General features: G+C 67.9%; 13 protein-coding genes. 6 read left to right on the forward strand and 7 right to left on the reverse strand.

What is annotated here, in order from left to right; all coding sequences use genetic code 11:
• From E2F46_RS17600 to E2F46_RS16560, 3 genes are all read right to left on the reverse strand, one after another.
• The coding region (locus tag E2F46_RS17600; protein WP_207949629.1) for a hypothetical protein at positions 1–187 on the reverse strand (187 nt) is incomplete at its 3' end.
• A 686-nt stretch (positions 188–873) separates the two neighbouring features.
• Positions 874–1,437: an OmpO family porin gene (locus E2F46_RS16555; RefSeq protein WP_133323694.1), complete on the reverse strand. Its 564-nt coding sequence runs from the start codon at positions 1,435–1,437 to the stop codon at positions 874–876.
• 209 nt (positions 1,438–1,646) lie between these two features.
• Positions 1,647–2,111, reverse strand: a complete 465-nt coding sequence (locus E2F46_RS16560; RefSeq protein ID WP_133323695.1) for a tRNA (cytidine(34)-2'-O)-methyltransferase — start codon at positions 2,109–2,111, stop codon at positions 1,647–1,649.
• 132 nt (positions 2,112–2,243) lie between these two features.
• Between E2F46_RS16560 and E2F46_RS16565 the strand changes: the two genes are divergently transcribed.
• Positions 2,244–4,688: a TonB-dependent receptor gene (locus E2F46_RS16565; RefSeq protein ID WP_133323696.1), complete on the forward strand. Its 2,445-nt coding sequence runs from the start codon at positions 2,244–2,246 to the stop codon at positions 4,686–4,688.
• A 72-nt stretch (positions 4,689–4,760) separates the two neighbouring features.
• Here the strand turns inward: E2F46_RS16565 and E2F46_RS16570 are convergent, their stop codons facing one another.
• Positions 4,761–5,483, reverse strand: a complete 723-nt coding sequence (locus tag E2F46_RS16570) for an SDR family oxidoreductase (protein ID WP_133323697.1) — start codon at positions 5,481–5,483, stop codon at positions 4,761–4,763.
• 126 nt (positions 5,484–5,609) lie between these two features.
• Between E2F46_RS16570 and E2F46_RS16575 the strand changes: the two genes are divergently transcribed.
• From E2F46_RS16575 to E2F46_RS16590, 4 genes are all read left to right on the forward strand, one after another.
• On the forward strand, positions 5,610–8,477 hold the full coding sequence (locus tag E2F46_RS16575) for a M16 family metallopeptidase (protein ID WP_133323698.1): 2,868 nt from the start codon (positions 5,610–5,612) through the stop codon (positions 8,475–8,477).
• A 119-nt stretch (positions 8,478–8,596) separates the two neighbouring features.
• Positions 8,597–8,905, forward strand: a complete 309-nt coding sequence (locus tag E2F46_RS16580) for a DUF4156 domain-containing protein (protein WP_133323699.1) — start codon at positions 8,597–8,599, stop codon at positions 8,903–8,905.
• A gap of 147 nt (positions 8,906–9,052) precedes the next feature.
• Positions 9,053–10,069: a 3-oxoacyl-ACP synthase III gene (locus tag E2F46_RS16585; RefSeq protein WP_133323700.1), complete on the forward strand. Its 1,017-nt coding sequence runs from the start codon at positions 9,053–9,055 to the stop codon at positions 10,067–10,069.
• A 31-nt stretch (positions 10,070–10,100) separates the two neighbouring features.
• Complete coding sequence (locus E2F46_RS16590; protein ID WP_133323701.1) at positions 10,101–10,346, forward strand: hypothetical protein; 246 nt, start codon at positions 10,101–10,103, stop codon at positions 10,344–10,346.
• 73 nt (positions 10,347–10,419) lie between these two features.
• On the opposite strand, the gene E2F46_RS16595 is transcribed toward E2F46_RS16590, so the two are convergent.
• From E2F46_RS16595 to E2F46_RS17530, 3 genes are read right to left on the reverse strand one after another with little or no spacing between them, the layout of a single operon-like run.
• The gene (locus E2F46_RS16595; protein WP_133323702.1) at positions 10,420–11,154 is read right to left on the reverse strand and encodes a UPF0149 family protein; all 735 of its coding nucleotides are present in this window, start codon (positions 11,152–11,154) and stop codon (positions 10,420–10,422) included.
• 58 nt (positions 11,155–11,212) lie between these two features.
• Entirely contained in the window at positions 11,213–12,934 is a 1,722-nt protein-coding gene (locus E2F46_RS16600) for a GAF domain-containing protein (protein WP_165967508.1), read from the reverse strand.
• Positions 12,931–13,536 (reverse strand): biliverdin-producing heme oxygenase, encoded by a 606-nt coding sequence (locus tag E2F46_RS17530; RefSeq protein WP_165967509.1) that lies wholly within the window; start codon positions 13,534–13,536, stop codon positions 12,931–12,933. The genes E2F46_RS16600 and E2F46_RS17530 overlap by 4 nt, the downstream gene beginning before the upstream one ends.
• Before the next feature lie 123 nt (positions 13,537–13,659).
• Here E2F46_RS17530 and E2F46_RS16605 point away from each other — a divergent pair, with 123 nt between their 5' ends.
• Positions 13,660–14,565 (forward strand): alpha/beta fold hydrolase, encoded by a 906-nt coding sequence (locus tag E2F46_RS16605; protein WP_133323704.1) that lies wholly within the window; start codon positions 13,660–13,662, stop codon positions 14,563–14,565.
• The last annotated feature ends 112 nt before the right edge of the window (positions 14,566–14,677 follow it).

Consider the following 14,677-nt stretch of genomic DNA (forward strand, 5'->3'; position numbering starts at 1 on the left):
CATAGCAATGCACACTGAATTTGTGGCTCTTGAACCGCAGCGGCCACTCTTTCACCGGCTGCAGGCGGTCGTAAGGGTATGCGGCAGTGCCGGGCATGGCAGCCTCCCTGGCAGGCGTGTCGGAATGGGCACAGGCCGCCAGCGCCAGACTGGCGGCGGTCACAAGATAGAGAGGCTTGCCAGACATCAATAACGTCCTGTTCGGCGACCGGCCCGGCGCGCGTCCATTGCGCCCGATAGCCCGATGGTGCACACGCAGCGGCGTGCCGTCAATTCACGTCACGGCCGACAATAGCCGGCAGTTGCACCGGTTGCCCGCATCCTGTCCGGTGCCGTCGAACAGGGTAAAAAACAGGTATTCGTGCCCATCGCCCGACCGCTGTAGTACAGGCACTTCGTGGAGGTGCTGTGTCGATTGCACCCGCTCAGATAGGGCCCAGATCATCGCGTGTGAAGGGTCGTGATTCCCCCTGCCTGAAGCATTCGCCCATGACCGCATTCCCCTCGGTCAATACGCGTAGGACGCGGCAAGAATCAGTCTATTACGCCAGTCGCGATGTGCTGCACGGCGACATCGCGCCCCGAAGGCCTGTCGCGGCTGAGGGCGCGCGAGCAGAAGGCCGAGTCCCCGAGCAAGCTGTTCGGCTAGGCGCGTCCGGTTTCGCCCAAGCGCCGCTTGGGCGCGAGAATTCTCCGACGAGCCAGCGCGACTTTGCGGATCGCGTCCAAGTGCGCTGCGACGGACAATGGCCATTCGAGTGGACAAAAAAGCCCGGCCGTTGCCGGCCGGGCCACTTCGCGACGCCGGGAGAGAGGGGGAGGGCGGCGTCGCGGTCTTGCGCTGTCTTTTCTACATGAGGCCAAAGGCCACGATTACCAGCTGAAGCGCGGACCGACGAACCACTGGCGGTCGCCGCCGCTGACCAGCTTCACGTCGCCACTGATGCCCCAGTTCTGGTTGAACTTGTACTGCGCACCCAGGCGGCCGTAGAAATCGCCGTCGACCTGGTCGCCATCCTCGTAACCGGCCAGGGCATAGCCCTCCAGCGCCGGCAGCAGCGCGCTGCGGGCACCGACTTCCACGCTCCAGCCATCGGCATCGCCGAAGCTGCCCAGGTCGACCTTCTCATAGGCGATGCGGGTCAGCAGGTCGGTACGCGCGGTCAGGGTGTGGTTGTAACCCACGCCCAGGCGCCACTGGTCGAAATCGAGGTTGCTGTTGTCGAACTCCTGGTTGGCGTAATCGCCGAACACGTGGAAATTCGGGTGGAACGCGATCGAGCCCTTCACCCCGAAGCCATCGGCATCGGGCAAACCCTCGAGGTCGGTGGCGGCATATCCGCCCTCCACGTAGTTGTAGGACAGGCCTTCGGCTGCGGAGACCGCCGCCAGCGGCAACATGGCCAGCAGGCCGAGGGCAAGTACGGAACGCTTCATCGGGGTGGTGCCTCTTCTGTTCTTGTGCGCTTTTTGATGGGGCCACCCCGGCGGCTTGGGGAGGGAGGGGAACCGTCGGGGAAAACGGTGGCCGCCGGGGTGGTGACGTCATTCTGGACCCGCCTTCACAACCGGCACTGAATATTGAACCCACGAGTTCAGGAACTTTCTGCGTCGATCGCGATCCGGGCGCAGCGCGGGCACGCCTTTCAGGCGCCGCCCGGGAAACCGAGCTGACGCCAGGCCTCGAAGGCCACGACGGCCACGGCATTGGACAGGTTGAGGCTGCGGTTGCCCGGTCGCATCGGCAAGCGCAGACGGTGTCCTTCCGGCACCCGCGCCAGCACATCATCCGGCAAGCCGCGGGTTTCAGGGCCGAAAAGAAACGCGTCACCCGGTTGGTAGCACGGCTCGTCGTAACGCGTGTTGTTCCGTGTACTCAGCGCAAATAGCCTCGGCGCCTGGATCTTCTCCAGCGCATGTTCGAACCCGTCATGGACCTGCACGGATGCGTACTCGTGGTAGTCGAGTCCCGCACGGCGCAAGTTGCGATCGTCGAGGTCGAAGCCGAGCGGCGCGATGAGATGCAGATGCGCACCCGTGTTCGCGCACAGGCGGATGACGTTGCCGGTGTTCGGTGGGATTTCGGGCTGGTAGAGAAGGATGTTGATCATGTCGTCTTGGGTGGAGATCCAGCTTGTCGATGACAACAGCGGAGATCGCCGTCGCGCCAACGCGGCCCGGCGCCAGAAGCCGCGCTTCCAGAAGTCTGTCGCATATCGCATCCAAAACGGGAGTCCCGAAACTTGAATACGTCGTACCGCAGTTCACGTGGCCTGCAGCGTAGCGCGCTGGCGGCCGCGATTTCCTCCGCCGTTGCCCTGAGCGGCGCCGCATTCGCCCAGGAACAACCGGACCGTGCCGAGCCTGCGCAACAAAGCGCCGAGCAGCACGCCGCCGCCCTCGATACCGTGACCGTCACCGCGCGCAAGCGCACGGAATCGATCATGGAAGTGCCGATGAACATCACGGCGATCAGCGCGGAAGAGCTGGCGTCCCGCGACCTGACCAGCGTCGGCGAGATCTACCGCACCATCGCGGGCGGTGCCAGCGCCACCGGGCAGCTGATCCTCCGCGGCCTCAGCGGAACCAACTCGCCTTCGCCCGGCACGACCAGCCAGTTCGTCGACGGCATTCCCTTCAGCTCGTCCAACATCTTCGACGTCGACCGCGTGGAAGTGCTGCGCGGCCCGCAAGGCACGCTGTGGGGCTCGAATGCCATCGGCGGCACGGTACAGATCGTGACGCGCAGGCCCACCACGGACTACTTCGAATCCTTCAGCAGCCTGCGTGCCACCAGCGAGAACGACGTGGGCGGCCTGGGCAAGCGCATCGAGGCCGGCTTCAACGCGCCACTGATCCAGGACACCCTGGCGCTGCGCGTCGTCGGCAGCACCTTCGACACGCCCGGGCAGATCGTCAATGCGGCGACCGGCACCCAAAGCTCCACCGGCGGCGAACTGCTGCGCATGCAACTGCAGTGGGAGCCCGGCGAGGACACCCGCCTCAACCTCGGCTACATCAACCAGCAATCACGCAGCGAAGGCACCCGGATCGCCGACCGCTCGCGGCCCGGCGGCTACTACGTGCCCAGCTTCACCGAGAACCCGGACTCGCCCTGGGGCTACGACGTGGATTACGACGTGGTCGCCTGCAATCCCGCGTGGGAGCGCCCCGACTGCTTCACCGGCGGCAACCCCGGCGTCAACGCACCCTCGCGCCATACCATCTACGAAATCATGGACCAGTGGTCCAGGGCCAGCACCGACCTGGTGTCGCTGGCGTTCGAGCACGACGACCTGTTCGGCATCGCATCGGTCAACTATGTCGGCTCGTGGCGCGGGAACAACAGCAGTTCCCTGGACAACTGGTCGCGCCTGGACATGGCCGACATGATGAAGACCTGGATCATCAACCAAGACAAGAGCAACCGGGTCACGCACGAACTGCGCTTCCAGAGCAACGAGCGCCGCGGCGGCTTCGACTGGACCGTCGGCCTGTTCCAGGACCGTTACCGGGAAGGCTACAACCCCGACGCACAGTGGCAATACCACGAGAACACGCCACAGGGCATCGCGCTGTTCTCCGACTGGAACGACTGGGCGTGGGGACCGGATTGGGAGGCCCAGGGAATCTACAACGTCGGCGACCTGGGCCGCATTCTTTACGGTGATCCAGGCAAGAACTACAACCTCACCTACCACAGCGTCACCGCCAAGGAAGAAGCCGCGTTTGGTGAGTTGAGCTACAGCTTAGACACCGGCGTCGGCGCATTCGAGATCACCGGCGGGCTGCGCTATTTCCGCCTGGATGACGCCACCAGCTATACCCAGAGCGGCATCTGGATCGGACCGGAGGCCAACACCGCGACGACCGGCGGGCAGGAGTCCGGCAACCGCAAGAAGCTCAGTGTGTCCTGGATGCCCAACAGCGACATGAACCTCTATGCGCTGTATTCGGAAGGCTATCGCCCGGGCGGCAACAACGGGCCGCTGCCGAATGCCTGCCTCGCCGACCCGTTTGCCGCGTCCCACGTCGATCGCTACACGAGCGACCGCATCGACAACTATGAAATCGGCTTCAAGGGGAACATGCTCGACCGACGACTGCGGATCGCATCGGCGGTCTACCAGATCGACTGGACCGACGTACGCACGGATATCTACATGCCGAGCTGCGGCTTCAGGTTTACCGCGAACGCGGCGAATGCACGTTCGCGTGGCGTCGAATTTGAAAGCCAGGCGTGGCTGGGCACCAACACGACGCTGACCTTCAACGCCGCCTATACCGATTCGATCATGCTCAACGACGTGGAGGCCCTCGGCGCACGCAGGGGCGACGACATGACCATGGTGCCGAAGTACAACGGCTACCTGGCACTCGACCACGGCTTCCGACTGTTCGAGCGGGATGCATTTGCGCGAATCGACGTGGCCACTTACGGCCCCTTCAAGTCGCACTTCAACGTCCGCGACGAGGACCGTGCCGAGGGCTACAGTACGGTCAACCTGTCCGGACGCATCAACCTCTCCGACAACGTCAGCCTGGGCCTGTTCGCGAACAACGTACTGGACAAGGAGTACGTGACGTATCGTTCGGCACGCAGCCGCACGTCAAGCAGCCAGCCGTTGAGCGAGATCTATGGCGAAGGCCGCACCGTTGGCATGCGCCTGGATCTGCGCTTCGGGTAGGCAGGCTCGCTTCGACCAGTGACTCGCGGGGTGGTGGCGAAAGCCACCACCCGCTTCATTTCCGCCGTGGCCTCACCATGGCACTGACTGGCCCCGCCAGTCGACGAAACGACCGCTGTCGCCGGCACCGAGCTTCGCGGCAACCCCGAGGATGCCGGCCGCCGCATCCTCCACCGCCACCTCGGCGTCCTCGCCGCCCATGTCGGTGCGCACCCAGCCGGGGCTGATGGCGATCGCCACGATGCCCCGATCCTCCAGCGCGCGTGCCAGTAGTACCGTCGCCATGTTCAACGCGGCCTTGCTCATGTTGTAGCTGGGCGTGCCGAAGCGCTCGGCCAGCGAGATCGCGCCCAGCCGCGAGGACAGGTTGACGATGCGGGCGCCATCGGCAAGCAACGGCGCGAGGGCCTGCGCCAGCAGCAGCGGGCCCAGCGCATTGGTGCGGAAGCTGTCATCGAAGTTGGCGGCGGTCAGCGAACCGAAGCGCTCGCCCGAATGCAGTACGCCTGCGTTGTTGACCAGCAGGTCGAGGCGTCCCGGTGCCCCGTCATCGTCCTCGCCCAGCACCAGCGGCAGTTCCCGCACCAGTTCGGTGTGGGACTTGGGCTCGGCCACGTCCAGCGGCAACACGTGCAGGCGGCCGGGGTACTCTCCGGCCAGGGGGTTGAGCATGGTGGCGCGGCCGGGCTGGCGGCAGGTGGCCACGACACGGTGGCCCGACGCCAGCAGTTGCTGGACCAACGCAAGGCCGATGCCGCGATTGGCACCGGTGACGAGGGCGTGGGGATCGGCCATGGCGAGAGTCTCCACGATCACGGGTTCAGGCCGCGTCATCATGCCGCGCGGCAGGACTTCCGGCCCGTGTCGGCGTCGGTTGGTCCGCTACCATGGCGCGATCACACCCGGCCGCAAGGATTCCGCATGCCCTCGATCGCCCCCATCGCCCGCCGCCCCGCCCGCCGCGCAGTCCTCTCGCTTGCATTGGGGCTGGCGCTGGGGACCGGATTCGTCGCCCTGCCCGCGCTGGCGCAGCCGGCCAACGATACCGTGGGCGTCGACATCCCGTTCGAAAGCTTCACCCTGCCCAACGGCCTGCGCGTGGTGGTGCATACCGACCGCAAGGCGCCGATCGTCGCGGTCAACATCTGGTACCACGTGGGCAGCAAGGACGAACCGGCCGGGCGCAGCGGCTTCGCGCACCTGTTCGAGCACCTGATGTTCCAGGCCAGCGAGAACCACGAGGGCGAGTTCTTCGACCCGTTCCGCGCCGTCGGCGCCACCGACCAGAACGGCACCACCAACACCGACCGCACCAACTATTTCCAGAACGTGCCCACCACCGCGCTGGACATGGCGCTGTGGATGGAGTCCGACCGCATGGGCCACTTCCTCGGCGCGGTCGACCAGGCGGCGCTGGACGAGCAGCGCGGCGTGGTCCAGAACGAGAAGCGCCAGGGCGAGAACCAGCCCTACGGCCAGGTCTGGGAAAAGCTGACCGAAGCGATGTACCCGGCCAGCCATCCGTACGGCCACAGCGTCATCGGTTCGATGAACGACCTCAATGCCGCCTCGCTGGAGGACGTGAAGACCTGGTTCCGCGCCTGGTACGGGCCCAACAACGCGGTGCTGGTGCTGGCCGGCGACATCGACGTGGCCACGGCCAGGGAGAAGGTGGCGAAGTACTTCGGCCACATCCCGGCCGGCCCGACCATGGCGCAGCCCGCGGTGGACGTGGCACGCCGCCCCGAGACCACGCGCGAGGTGATGCAGGACAACGTGCCGCAGCCGCGCATCTACCGGCTGTGGAACGTGCCGCAGGTGGGCACGGTGGAGATCGACCAATTGCAGGTGCTGGGCTTCGTGCTCGGCGGCAGCAAGTCCTCGCGGCTGGACGCGCGGCTGCTGCACGGCGAACAGTTGGTGGACAACATCAGTGCAGGTGCCTGGGGCTCGCAGCTGGGCTCCAACTTCGCGGTCGTCGCCACGGTCAAGCAGGGCGTGGACCCGGCCAGGGTGGAAGCGATCATCGACGAGGAAATCGCGCGCCTCGTCGCCGAAGGCCCGAGCGAAGAGGAGCTGGAGCGCGCCAAGACCGTGGTGCGCGCGGGCTTCATCCGCGGCATCGAGCGCATCGGCGGCTTTGGTGGCAAGGCCGACGTGCTGGCCGAGTGCACCGTGTACGAGAACGACCCGGGCTGCTTCCGCAGCTCGCTGGCCAACGTGGCGGCGACCACGCCGGCCGACATCCGCGCGGTCGGTGCCGAATGGCTGGGCGAAGGCAGCCACACCCTGGTGGTCGAGCCTGGCCAGCGCACGCCACTGGTGGAAGCCGAATCGCCCACGCCGGCCCCGTTCAACCTGCCCGCGCCGGACCCGAAATACACCACCACTGCGCCCGTGGTCGATCGCAGCCTGGGCGTGCCGATGCCCGACAGCTTCCCCGAGCTGAAATTCCCCACCCTGCAACGCGCGACGCTGCGCAACGGGACCACGGTGATCCTGGCCGAACGCCCGGAAATCCCGGTGGTGCAGCTCAGCTATGAGTTCAACGGCGGCTACAGCAGCGACCTGGCCACCAAGCCCGGCCTGGCCAACTTCACCATGGGCCTGCTGGACGAGGGCGCAGGCGGCGTGGGTTCGCTGGAATTCGCCAACCGGGCCGAGGCACTGGGCGCCAGCCTGGGCTCGGGCGCATCGCTGGACGGCGGCAATGCCTATCTGTCGGCGCTGAAGGAAAACCTGGACCCGTCGCTGGCGCTGTTCGCCGACATGGTGCGCAACCCCAACTTCGACCAGGCCGAGATCGACCGCATCAAGGCAACCTGGGTGGCCGGCATCCGCCAGGAAAAGGCGCGTCCGCAGGGCATCGCGGCGCGGGTTTCGCCGGCGCTGCTGTTCGGCGCCGACCACCCCTACGGCGCACCATCCACCGGCAGCGGCGACGAGGCCTCCGTTGCCTCGATGACCCGCGACGACCTGGTTGCCTTCCATCGCCAGTGGGTACGACCCGAAGGCGCAACGCTGATCGTCGTGGGCGACACCACGCTGGCCGAGATCGTGCCGATGCTGGAGCGCCACTTCGGCGACTGGCGGGGGCAAGGCCGCGCCGCCGCGCCGGTGGCCGTGGCCGAAGTGGCCCTGCCCGACGCGCCGCGCGTATTCCTCATCGACCAGCCGGGCGCGGTGCAGGCCAACATCTACGCCATGCAGCTGGTGCCGTCGACCACCGCGCCGGACGCCACCCGCTTCGACATGGCCAATGGCGTGATCGGCGGCGACTTCACCGCGCGCCTCAACATGAACCTGCGCGAGGACAAGCACTGGTCCTACGGCGCCCGCAGCGGCAGCACCGCCGCGCTGGGCCAGCGCCGCTGGAGCGCGTCGGCACCGGTGCAGATCGACAAGACCGCCGAGTCGATGGCCGAGATCCAGCGCGAGCTGGCCGAGTTCGCCAGCGGCCAGCGCCCGCCCACCGACGCCGAGGTGGAACGCGCCCGGGCGATCCAGACGCTCAGCCTGCCCGGCGCCTACGAGACTGCCGCCTCGGTGATGTCGACCATCGGCGGCATCGTCCGCTACGGCCGCCCCGACGACTACGTGTTCAGGCGCAAGGCGGAGGTGGAGGCGATGACCACCGCCGAAGTGGCCGAGGCTGCGAAGACGCTGTCTCCGGACGCGTTGACCTGGGTGGTGATCGGCGACCTGTCGCAGATCGACGCCCCGGTGCGTGCCCTGCAACTGGGCAAGGTGCAGGTGCTGGACGCCGAGGGCAAACCCGCCGGCGAATAACGCCGGGCGCCGCGGGCAAGGATGAACGGCCGCGTTACCTGCCCGCCCGCCACCACCGCCACCCCACGCGATGCCCGCCACAATGGCGGGTGTCGCACCCTTCCCACAGGATGAATCCCATGCGTCCCCTGCTGCTGATCCCGCTGCTGTTCGTCGCCACCGGCTGTACCTGGGTGCACATGGCGCCAGGCGCCAGCGCGGTACGGGTCGCCCCGTCCGAGCCCAGCGGCTGCGAGAAGCGCGGCGAGGTGGAAGTGTCGGTGAAGCACAGCGTGGCGTTCATCGAGCGCAACCCGCTACGCGTCCGCGAGGAGCTGGAGACCCTGGCCCGCAACGAGGCCCCGGGCCTGCAGGGCGACACCATCCACGCCCTGGGCGACCCCCTCCGCGGCGCCCAGCGCTTCGCGGTCTGGCGCTGCGCCCGCTGACACCCACGGGCGCGCCGGTGGGGCGCGGTGATGAATGGGCGCAGGCCGCGCCGTGATCTCGCTGAACCCGCCAGCCCCCCGGGAAATGCGGTGGGAGGCGGAAGCCGGTACCCTATGCGGCCGTTTCCGCTACACGGCAGCCGCCCCATGCTCTTCCAACACGTCGCCATCGCCGGCCTGGCCCACATCGACGCCCCGCGCCGGTTGTCCACCGACGAGATCAACGCCCGGCTGAAGCCGACCCTCGATCGCCTCGGCATCAGGACCGACGTGCTGCAGGACGTGGCCGGCATCCATGCCCGCCGCCTGTGGGACGACGACGTGCAGGCCTCCGACGCCGCCACCCTGGCCGGCGTGAAGGCGCTGGCCGATGCCGGCATCGACCCGTCCCGGGTCGGCCTGCTGGTGAACACCTCGGTCAGCCGCGACTTCCTGGAGCCGTCCACCGCCAGCATCGTGTCCGGCAACCTCGGCCTGTCCGACACCTGCCAGAACTTCGACGTGGCCAACGCCTGCCTGGCCTTCCTCAACGGCATGGACATCGCCAGCCGCATGATCGAGCGCGGCGAGATCGACTACGCCCTGGTCGTGGACGGCGAGACCGCCAACCTCGCCTACGAGAAGACCATGGAGCGACTGATGTCGCCGGACACCACCGAGGAGCAGTTCCGCAACGAACTGGCCACCCTCACCCTGGGCTGCGGTGCCGCCGGCATGGTGCTGGCCCGCGCCGAGCTGGCCCCGGGCGCGCCCCGCTACCGCGGCGGCGTGACCCGCGCCGCGACCGAGTGGAACACCCTGTGCCGCGGCAACCTCGACCGCATGGTCACCGACACCCGCATGCTGCTGATCGAAGGCCTGAAACTGGCGCAGAAGACCTTCGTCGCCGCCAAGCTGGCGCTGGGCTGGGCGGTGGAAGAAATCGACGAGTTCGTCATCCACCAGGTCAGCAAGGCGCACACCGGCGCCTTCGTCCAGGCCTTCGGCATCGACCCGAAGAAGGTGATGACCATCTTCGGCGAACACGGCAACATCGGCCCGGCCTCGGTGCCGATCGTGCTGTCCAAGCTGCGCGAGATGGGCCGCCTGAAGAAGGGCGACCGCGTGGCCCTGCTGGGGATTGGTTCCGGCCTGAACTGCTCGATGGCCGAAGTGGTCTGGTAAGCCTCCGGGCTGCCCTCAGGAGAACATCACGATGCCCGAACGCCTGCCTCCCCACCTGCAGCTCGCGCTGGCATCGGTGCCGGTGTTCACCAACGACGGCAAGCTCGACCTCGGAGAGCTCGAGCGCCTGCTGGCATTGGCGCTCGCCGACCACGTGCTCGATGACGACGAGAAACGCGTGGTTGCGAACGTGCTCGATCGCGCGGAAGCCGATGGCGTCGACGCGGACGTGCTGCTGCGCATCCAGGAAATCCGGTCGGAACACGCGCTGGGCTGATCCCGGCGCGACGGCAACCCTGTCGTCGGTTCCCTCCGCTCGATCCGCAACAGGTTCCAGCTCGCTGGCGGGCTCAATTCGCCCCGCAGCACTTCTTGAATTTCCTGCCACTGCCACACGGGCAGGGTTCGTTGCGCCCGGCTGCCGCGTCGCGGCGGATCGGGGTGCGCGGGGTCAGTGCCTCCACGCGGTGGTGGTTGAGGTCGGCCAGCATGCCCGGCAATGAGGCGACGATCGACAATCGCTCTTCGTAGCCGACCGGGGTGGCCGGCGCGGTCGGGTCGTCCGGGTTGATCGCCTCGCCGCTGGCCAGCCGGTCGAGCCGGTCGAAGATTTCCTCGATCCAGTCGTTGTCGTCCAGCCACTGGTCCCACGCCTGCTCGCGCAGCATCACCGCGGTGAAGAAGCCCAGCGCCCAGTCATGGCCGACGTCGAGCTCGTCTTCGTGCAACGCTTCCTCGCCGGTCAGCTCCGGGTCTTCGGGCAGCCACAGCAACGGCGCGAGGTGGTCGGGCAGGCTGTCGTCGCCATGGCGCACGCGTGCGGCACACATGTTCCAGTGGCCCATCAGCAGGTGCTGCACCTGCGCGGCGTCTTCCGCGTTGTCCCAACGCGGCGGCTTGCCACCCCACACCGTCGGTTCCCATTCGCCCTGCGGCACCTCCACGGGCGACACCACCAGCGCGGACAGGAAGCCATCCAGCGCTTCCAGGTTGAACCCCTTGAACGGGACGGCGCGCTGTTCCAGCAGTTCGGCGAGGCGCTCGATCTGTGCGTCGTCGAGATGGGTCGGGGGCGGTGCGGGCATGGCGCTGACCGAAGGCGGGGGTGCGCGCATGGTAAGCGCCGCGGCGCGGTGGGGCGACTCAGTCCGTGGCCACGCTTGCCGTCGCGATCAGCGACTGCAGTTCCCGTTCCAGCTTGCCGATGCGCTCGGACAGCCGCGCGGTGTCGATCGGGCTGACGTGGACCAGGCCATCCAGCAGTTCCGACAGCTGCAGCAGGCGCTCACGGTTGTCCAGCACGTCCATCCTCGCGCGGCGCGCCACCAGGTCACCCACCTCGGCATGGCGCGCGGGATGGCGGCGGGCGTGCTCGCGCAGCACGAGGCGCAGGCGGCCGGCGATGCGCAGGTCGGCATCGGACCAGGGTGCGCTGGTGCCGCGCACGGTCTCGTGCCACGCCGCGAAGCTGGCGCGCGGGCCGATGTGGTTGCCATCGTCGCTGAGCACGAACGGCTCGTCGGGACGGCCGGCCCAGCGCACGTCCTGGATCTGTTCGCAGCGGAAGAACAGCAGCCACTCGTCGTTGGCCGGGTCCAGCGGCAGCGCCAGGACGCCGGCAATGCCGTCGGCCGCTTCGAACGACGGGCTCCAGTCGTCGGCGCGGTCGGTCGCGGCCATGCCAGCTGCATTGGCACTGCGCTTCACCCAGGACAGCAGGTCGGGGGCACGCTCCGGCGGCGGGGTGCGCCCGGCCCCGTGCCAGTGGCCGGACTGCAGCAGCGCCACGCCATCGCATTCCAGTGCGCGGCGCAACAGGTCGAGCTCGGACGGCAGCGCCAGGCGCGGGTCGCTGGCGTTGTCCAGGCGCAGCGCGAGCGTGTCGCGGATGCCGCGCGCGCCGTCTTCCATCGCGGCCGCTTCCTGCTGCTCGCGCGCCGCCACGCGCATCGACACGAACAGGCCGAACAGGTCGGCCGCCGCACGCACGCCCGGCGAGAGGTGGCGCACGGCCCGGTGGTGGCAGGCGATCAGGCCCCACAGGCGCCCGCCCGACACGATCGAGATCGACATCGAAGCGGCCACGCCCATGTTGGCGAGGTACTCCAGGTGCACCGGCGACACGCTGCGCAGCGCCAGCTGGGTCAGGTCCAGCGGTTCGCCACGACTGTTGCGGTCGGGCAGGATCGGCACCGGCGCGTAGTGCGCATCGGGGATCACGCGGATGCGGTTGCGCAGGTACATCCGACGCGCCTGCACCGGGATGTCGGAGGCCGGATAGCGCAGGCCCAGGTACGAGACCAGGGCCGAATCGCGCGACTCGGCCACCACCTCGCCCGACTCGTCGTGGCGGAAGCGGTACACCATCACCCGGTCGTAGCCGGTGAGCAGGCGCACCTGCTCGGCCACGCGCTCGTGGAAGTCATCGGTGTCGTCGGTGCCGGCGACGCGCGCGATCATCGCCTGCGCGACCACCGTCGGCGAACGCTCGCCGGTGGTGCGCTGCTGCGGTTCGATCTCGATGTGCACCAGGCCATCGGCGGTATGCACGCCGATGTCGCACAGCGCCGCCATCGGGCCGATGTTGGCCACGGCGGCGCGTTGCGGCGGCGCGCCCGGCTCGGTGAAGCCCACGGTCTCCGAAATGGTGTGGATGATGTCGTCGGTGATGAACTCGCGCAGCGAGTGGCGCAGCATCGCGTCCGGCGGCACGGCGGTCAGCGCCTCGATGTTCGCGGAGACGTGGCGGATGGTCCAGTCGGGCAATTGGCAACTGATCAGGTAGCCGTGCGGCTGGATCGCACCGGACAAGTGGATCGGCTCGTTGGCGCAAGCCTGCAGCGCGCGTTCAAGGGCGGGATTCAAGACGACGCCTCCATGTCGGAAGAAAAGTGGAGCGCTTCGAAGCTGCGCTCCAGGCAATTGCGGACCAGCGCGAAGGCGGCGCGCGCGCCGGCCTCGGCGGCGGCCATGCGGCGCGCATCGCCTGCATCCAGTTCGGCCAGGCGCGATTGCACCCGCGGCCAGTCGGCGCCGCTGGCGTGGCGCGCGAGGAACACCGCGCCAAAACTGGCGTCGAAGCCCAGGCGGCCCACGTCGCGCAGCAATACGCGCGCTCCCATGCTGCTGCCGGCCATCACGTAATCCCAGCCAAGGCGTTCGGCGTGATCGACCAGCGGCGAGCGCGTTCCATGTGCCGGAAGCGGCAATTGCGACAAGGCGACCAGGTCCTGCGCAAGCCACGCGGACGCCCGCGGCAAGGCCATCGTGGCGATCTCGTAATCCACCGCGAAACGATGCATGCCCAGCACGTAACGCCGATAGGCGAGCGCGGAACCCAGGCCGCGGGGGAACATCGCATCCACCTGCGCATGCAGGTCCGCCGTGGCTTGGCGCAGACGCGAACGCGCAGCGTCGGCAGCAACCGGCGCCGCCGTCCCCGCCAGCGGTTGAAGATGAATAGGCACGCGAAAAGCATAGCCGATGCTGCCGCCGATTCCGGTCAGGAATGGCTTCAGGTTCGTGATCTGACAGGGCTTGTGAAGAGCTGGCGGTACAATGCCTGCTTTCACGAACCTGACTCATTCAGCGTGGACTTCCCCGACTACCCGTTCACCGGCCACCGCCTCGAAGTGCGTCCCGGCATCCGCATGCACTACCTCGACGAGGGGCCGCGCGATGGTGAGGCCATCGTCGCGCTGCACGGCAATCCATCGTGGAGCTATTACTGGCGACACCTGGTGAACGGCCTGCGCGATCGTTACCGCGTGATCGTGCCCGACCATGTTGGCATGGGCCTGTCGGACAAGCCCGACGACGATGAACACGCCTTGCCCCGCTACGACTACACACTGCAGTCGCGCGTCGACGACGTGGCGACCCTGCTGTCGCACCTCGGCATCGATGGCCCGCTGACGCTGGCCGTGCATGACTGGGGCGGCATGATCGGCTTCGGCTGGGCGCTGTCGCACGCGGCACAGGTGAAGCGGCTGGTGATCACCAACACCGCCGCGTTCCCGATGCCGCAGGGCAAGCCGATGCCGTGGCAGATCGCGCTGGGCCGCGACTACAACATCGGCGAGATCGTGATCCGGGGCTTCAATGCGTTCTCGGGGGGCGCGTCGTACCTGGGCGTCGAACGGAAGATGCCGCGCGACGTGCGACGCGCCTACGTGGCGCCGTACGACAGCTGGCGCAACCGCATCTCCACCGTGCGCTTCATGCAGGACATCCCGCTGTCGGACGAGGACCGCGCCTGGCCGCTGGTCGCCGAATCCGGCCGGCGCCTGCACGAGTTCGCCGACCGACCGGCGTTCCTCGGCTGGGGACTGAAGGACTTCGTGTTCGACGGCGATTTCCTCGAGGGTTTCCGCAAGGCCCTGCCAAACGCGGACGTGCACGCCTTCGACGACGCCGGCCATTACGTGCTCGAGGACAAGCATGAGGTGCTGGTGCCCGCGATCCGCGCGTTCCTCGATCGCAACCCGATCCGGTGAGCTGGCCGCGCGCCCGCCCGCCACGGTTCCGCTTGATCCGTCATCCCGGCGGACGCCGGCACCCCGCGTCTTTGCCGTTCGGGATGGCTGCGCAGCCGGCGTTGGCAATTCG

The sequence above is a fragment of the Luteimonas aestuarii genome, assembly GCF_004357985.1.
In the GTDB taxonomy this organism is placed as follows: domain Bacteria; phylum Pseudomonadota; class Gammaproteobacteria; order Xanthomonadales; family Xanthomonadaceae; genus Luteimonas; species Luteimonas aestuarii.

Bases quoted from the DNA above. Each gene is read 5' to 3' on its own strand.
- E2F46_RS16555 (WP_133323694.1), bottom strand. From the start codon at position 1,437: ATGAAGCGTTCCGTACTTGCCCTCGGCCTGCTGGCCATGTTGCCGCTG.
- E2F46_RS16560 (WP_133323695.1), bottom strand. From the start codon at position 2,111: ATGATCAACATCCTTCTCTACCAGCCCGAAATCCCACCGAACACCGGC.
- E2F46_RS16570 (WP_133323697.1), bottom strand. From the start codon at position 5,483: ATGGCCGATCCCCACGCCCTCGTCACCGGTGCCAATCGCGGCATCGGC.
- E2F46_RS16575 (WP_133323698.1), top strand. From the start codon at position 5,610: ATGCCCTCGATCGCCCCCATCGCCCGCCGCCCCGCCCGCCGCGCAGTC.
- E2F46_RS16580 (WP_133323699.1), top strand. From the start codon at position 8,597: ATGCGTCCCCTGCTGCTGATCCCGCTGCTGTTCGTCGCCACCGGCTGT.
- E2F46_RS16585 (WP_133323700.1), top strand. From the start codon at position 9,053: ATGCTCTTCCAACACGTCGCCATCGCCGGCCTGGCCCACATCGACGCC.
- E2F46_RS16590 (WP_133323701.1), top strand. From the start codon at position 10,101: ATGCCCGAACGCCTGCCTCCCCACCTGCAGCTCGCGCTGGCATCGGTG.
- E2F46_RS16595 (WP_133323702.1), bottom strand. From the start codon at position 11,154: ATGCCCGCACCGCCCCCGACCCATCTCGACGACGCACAGATCGAGCGC.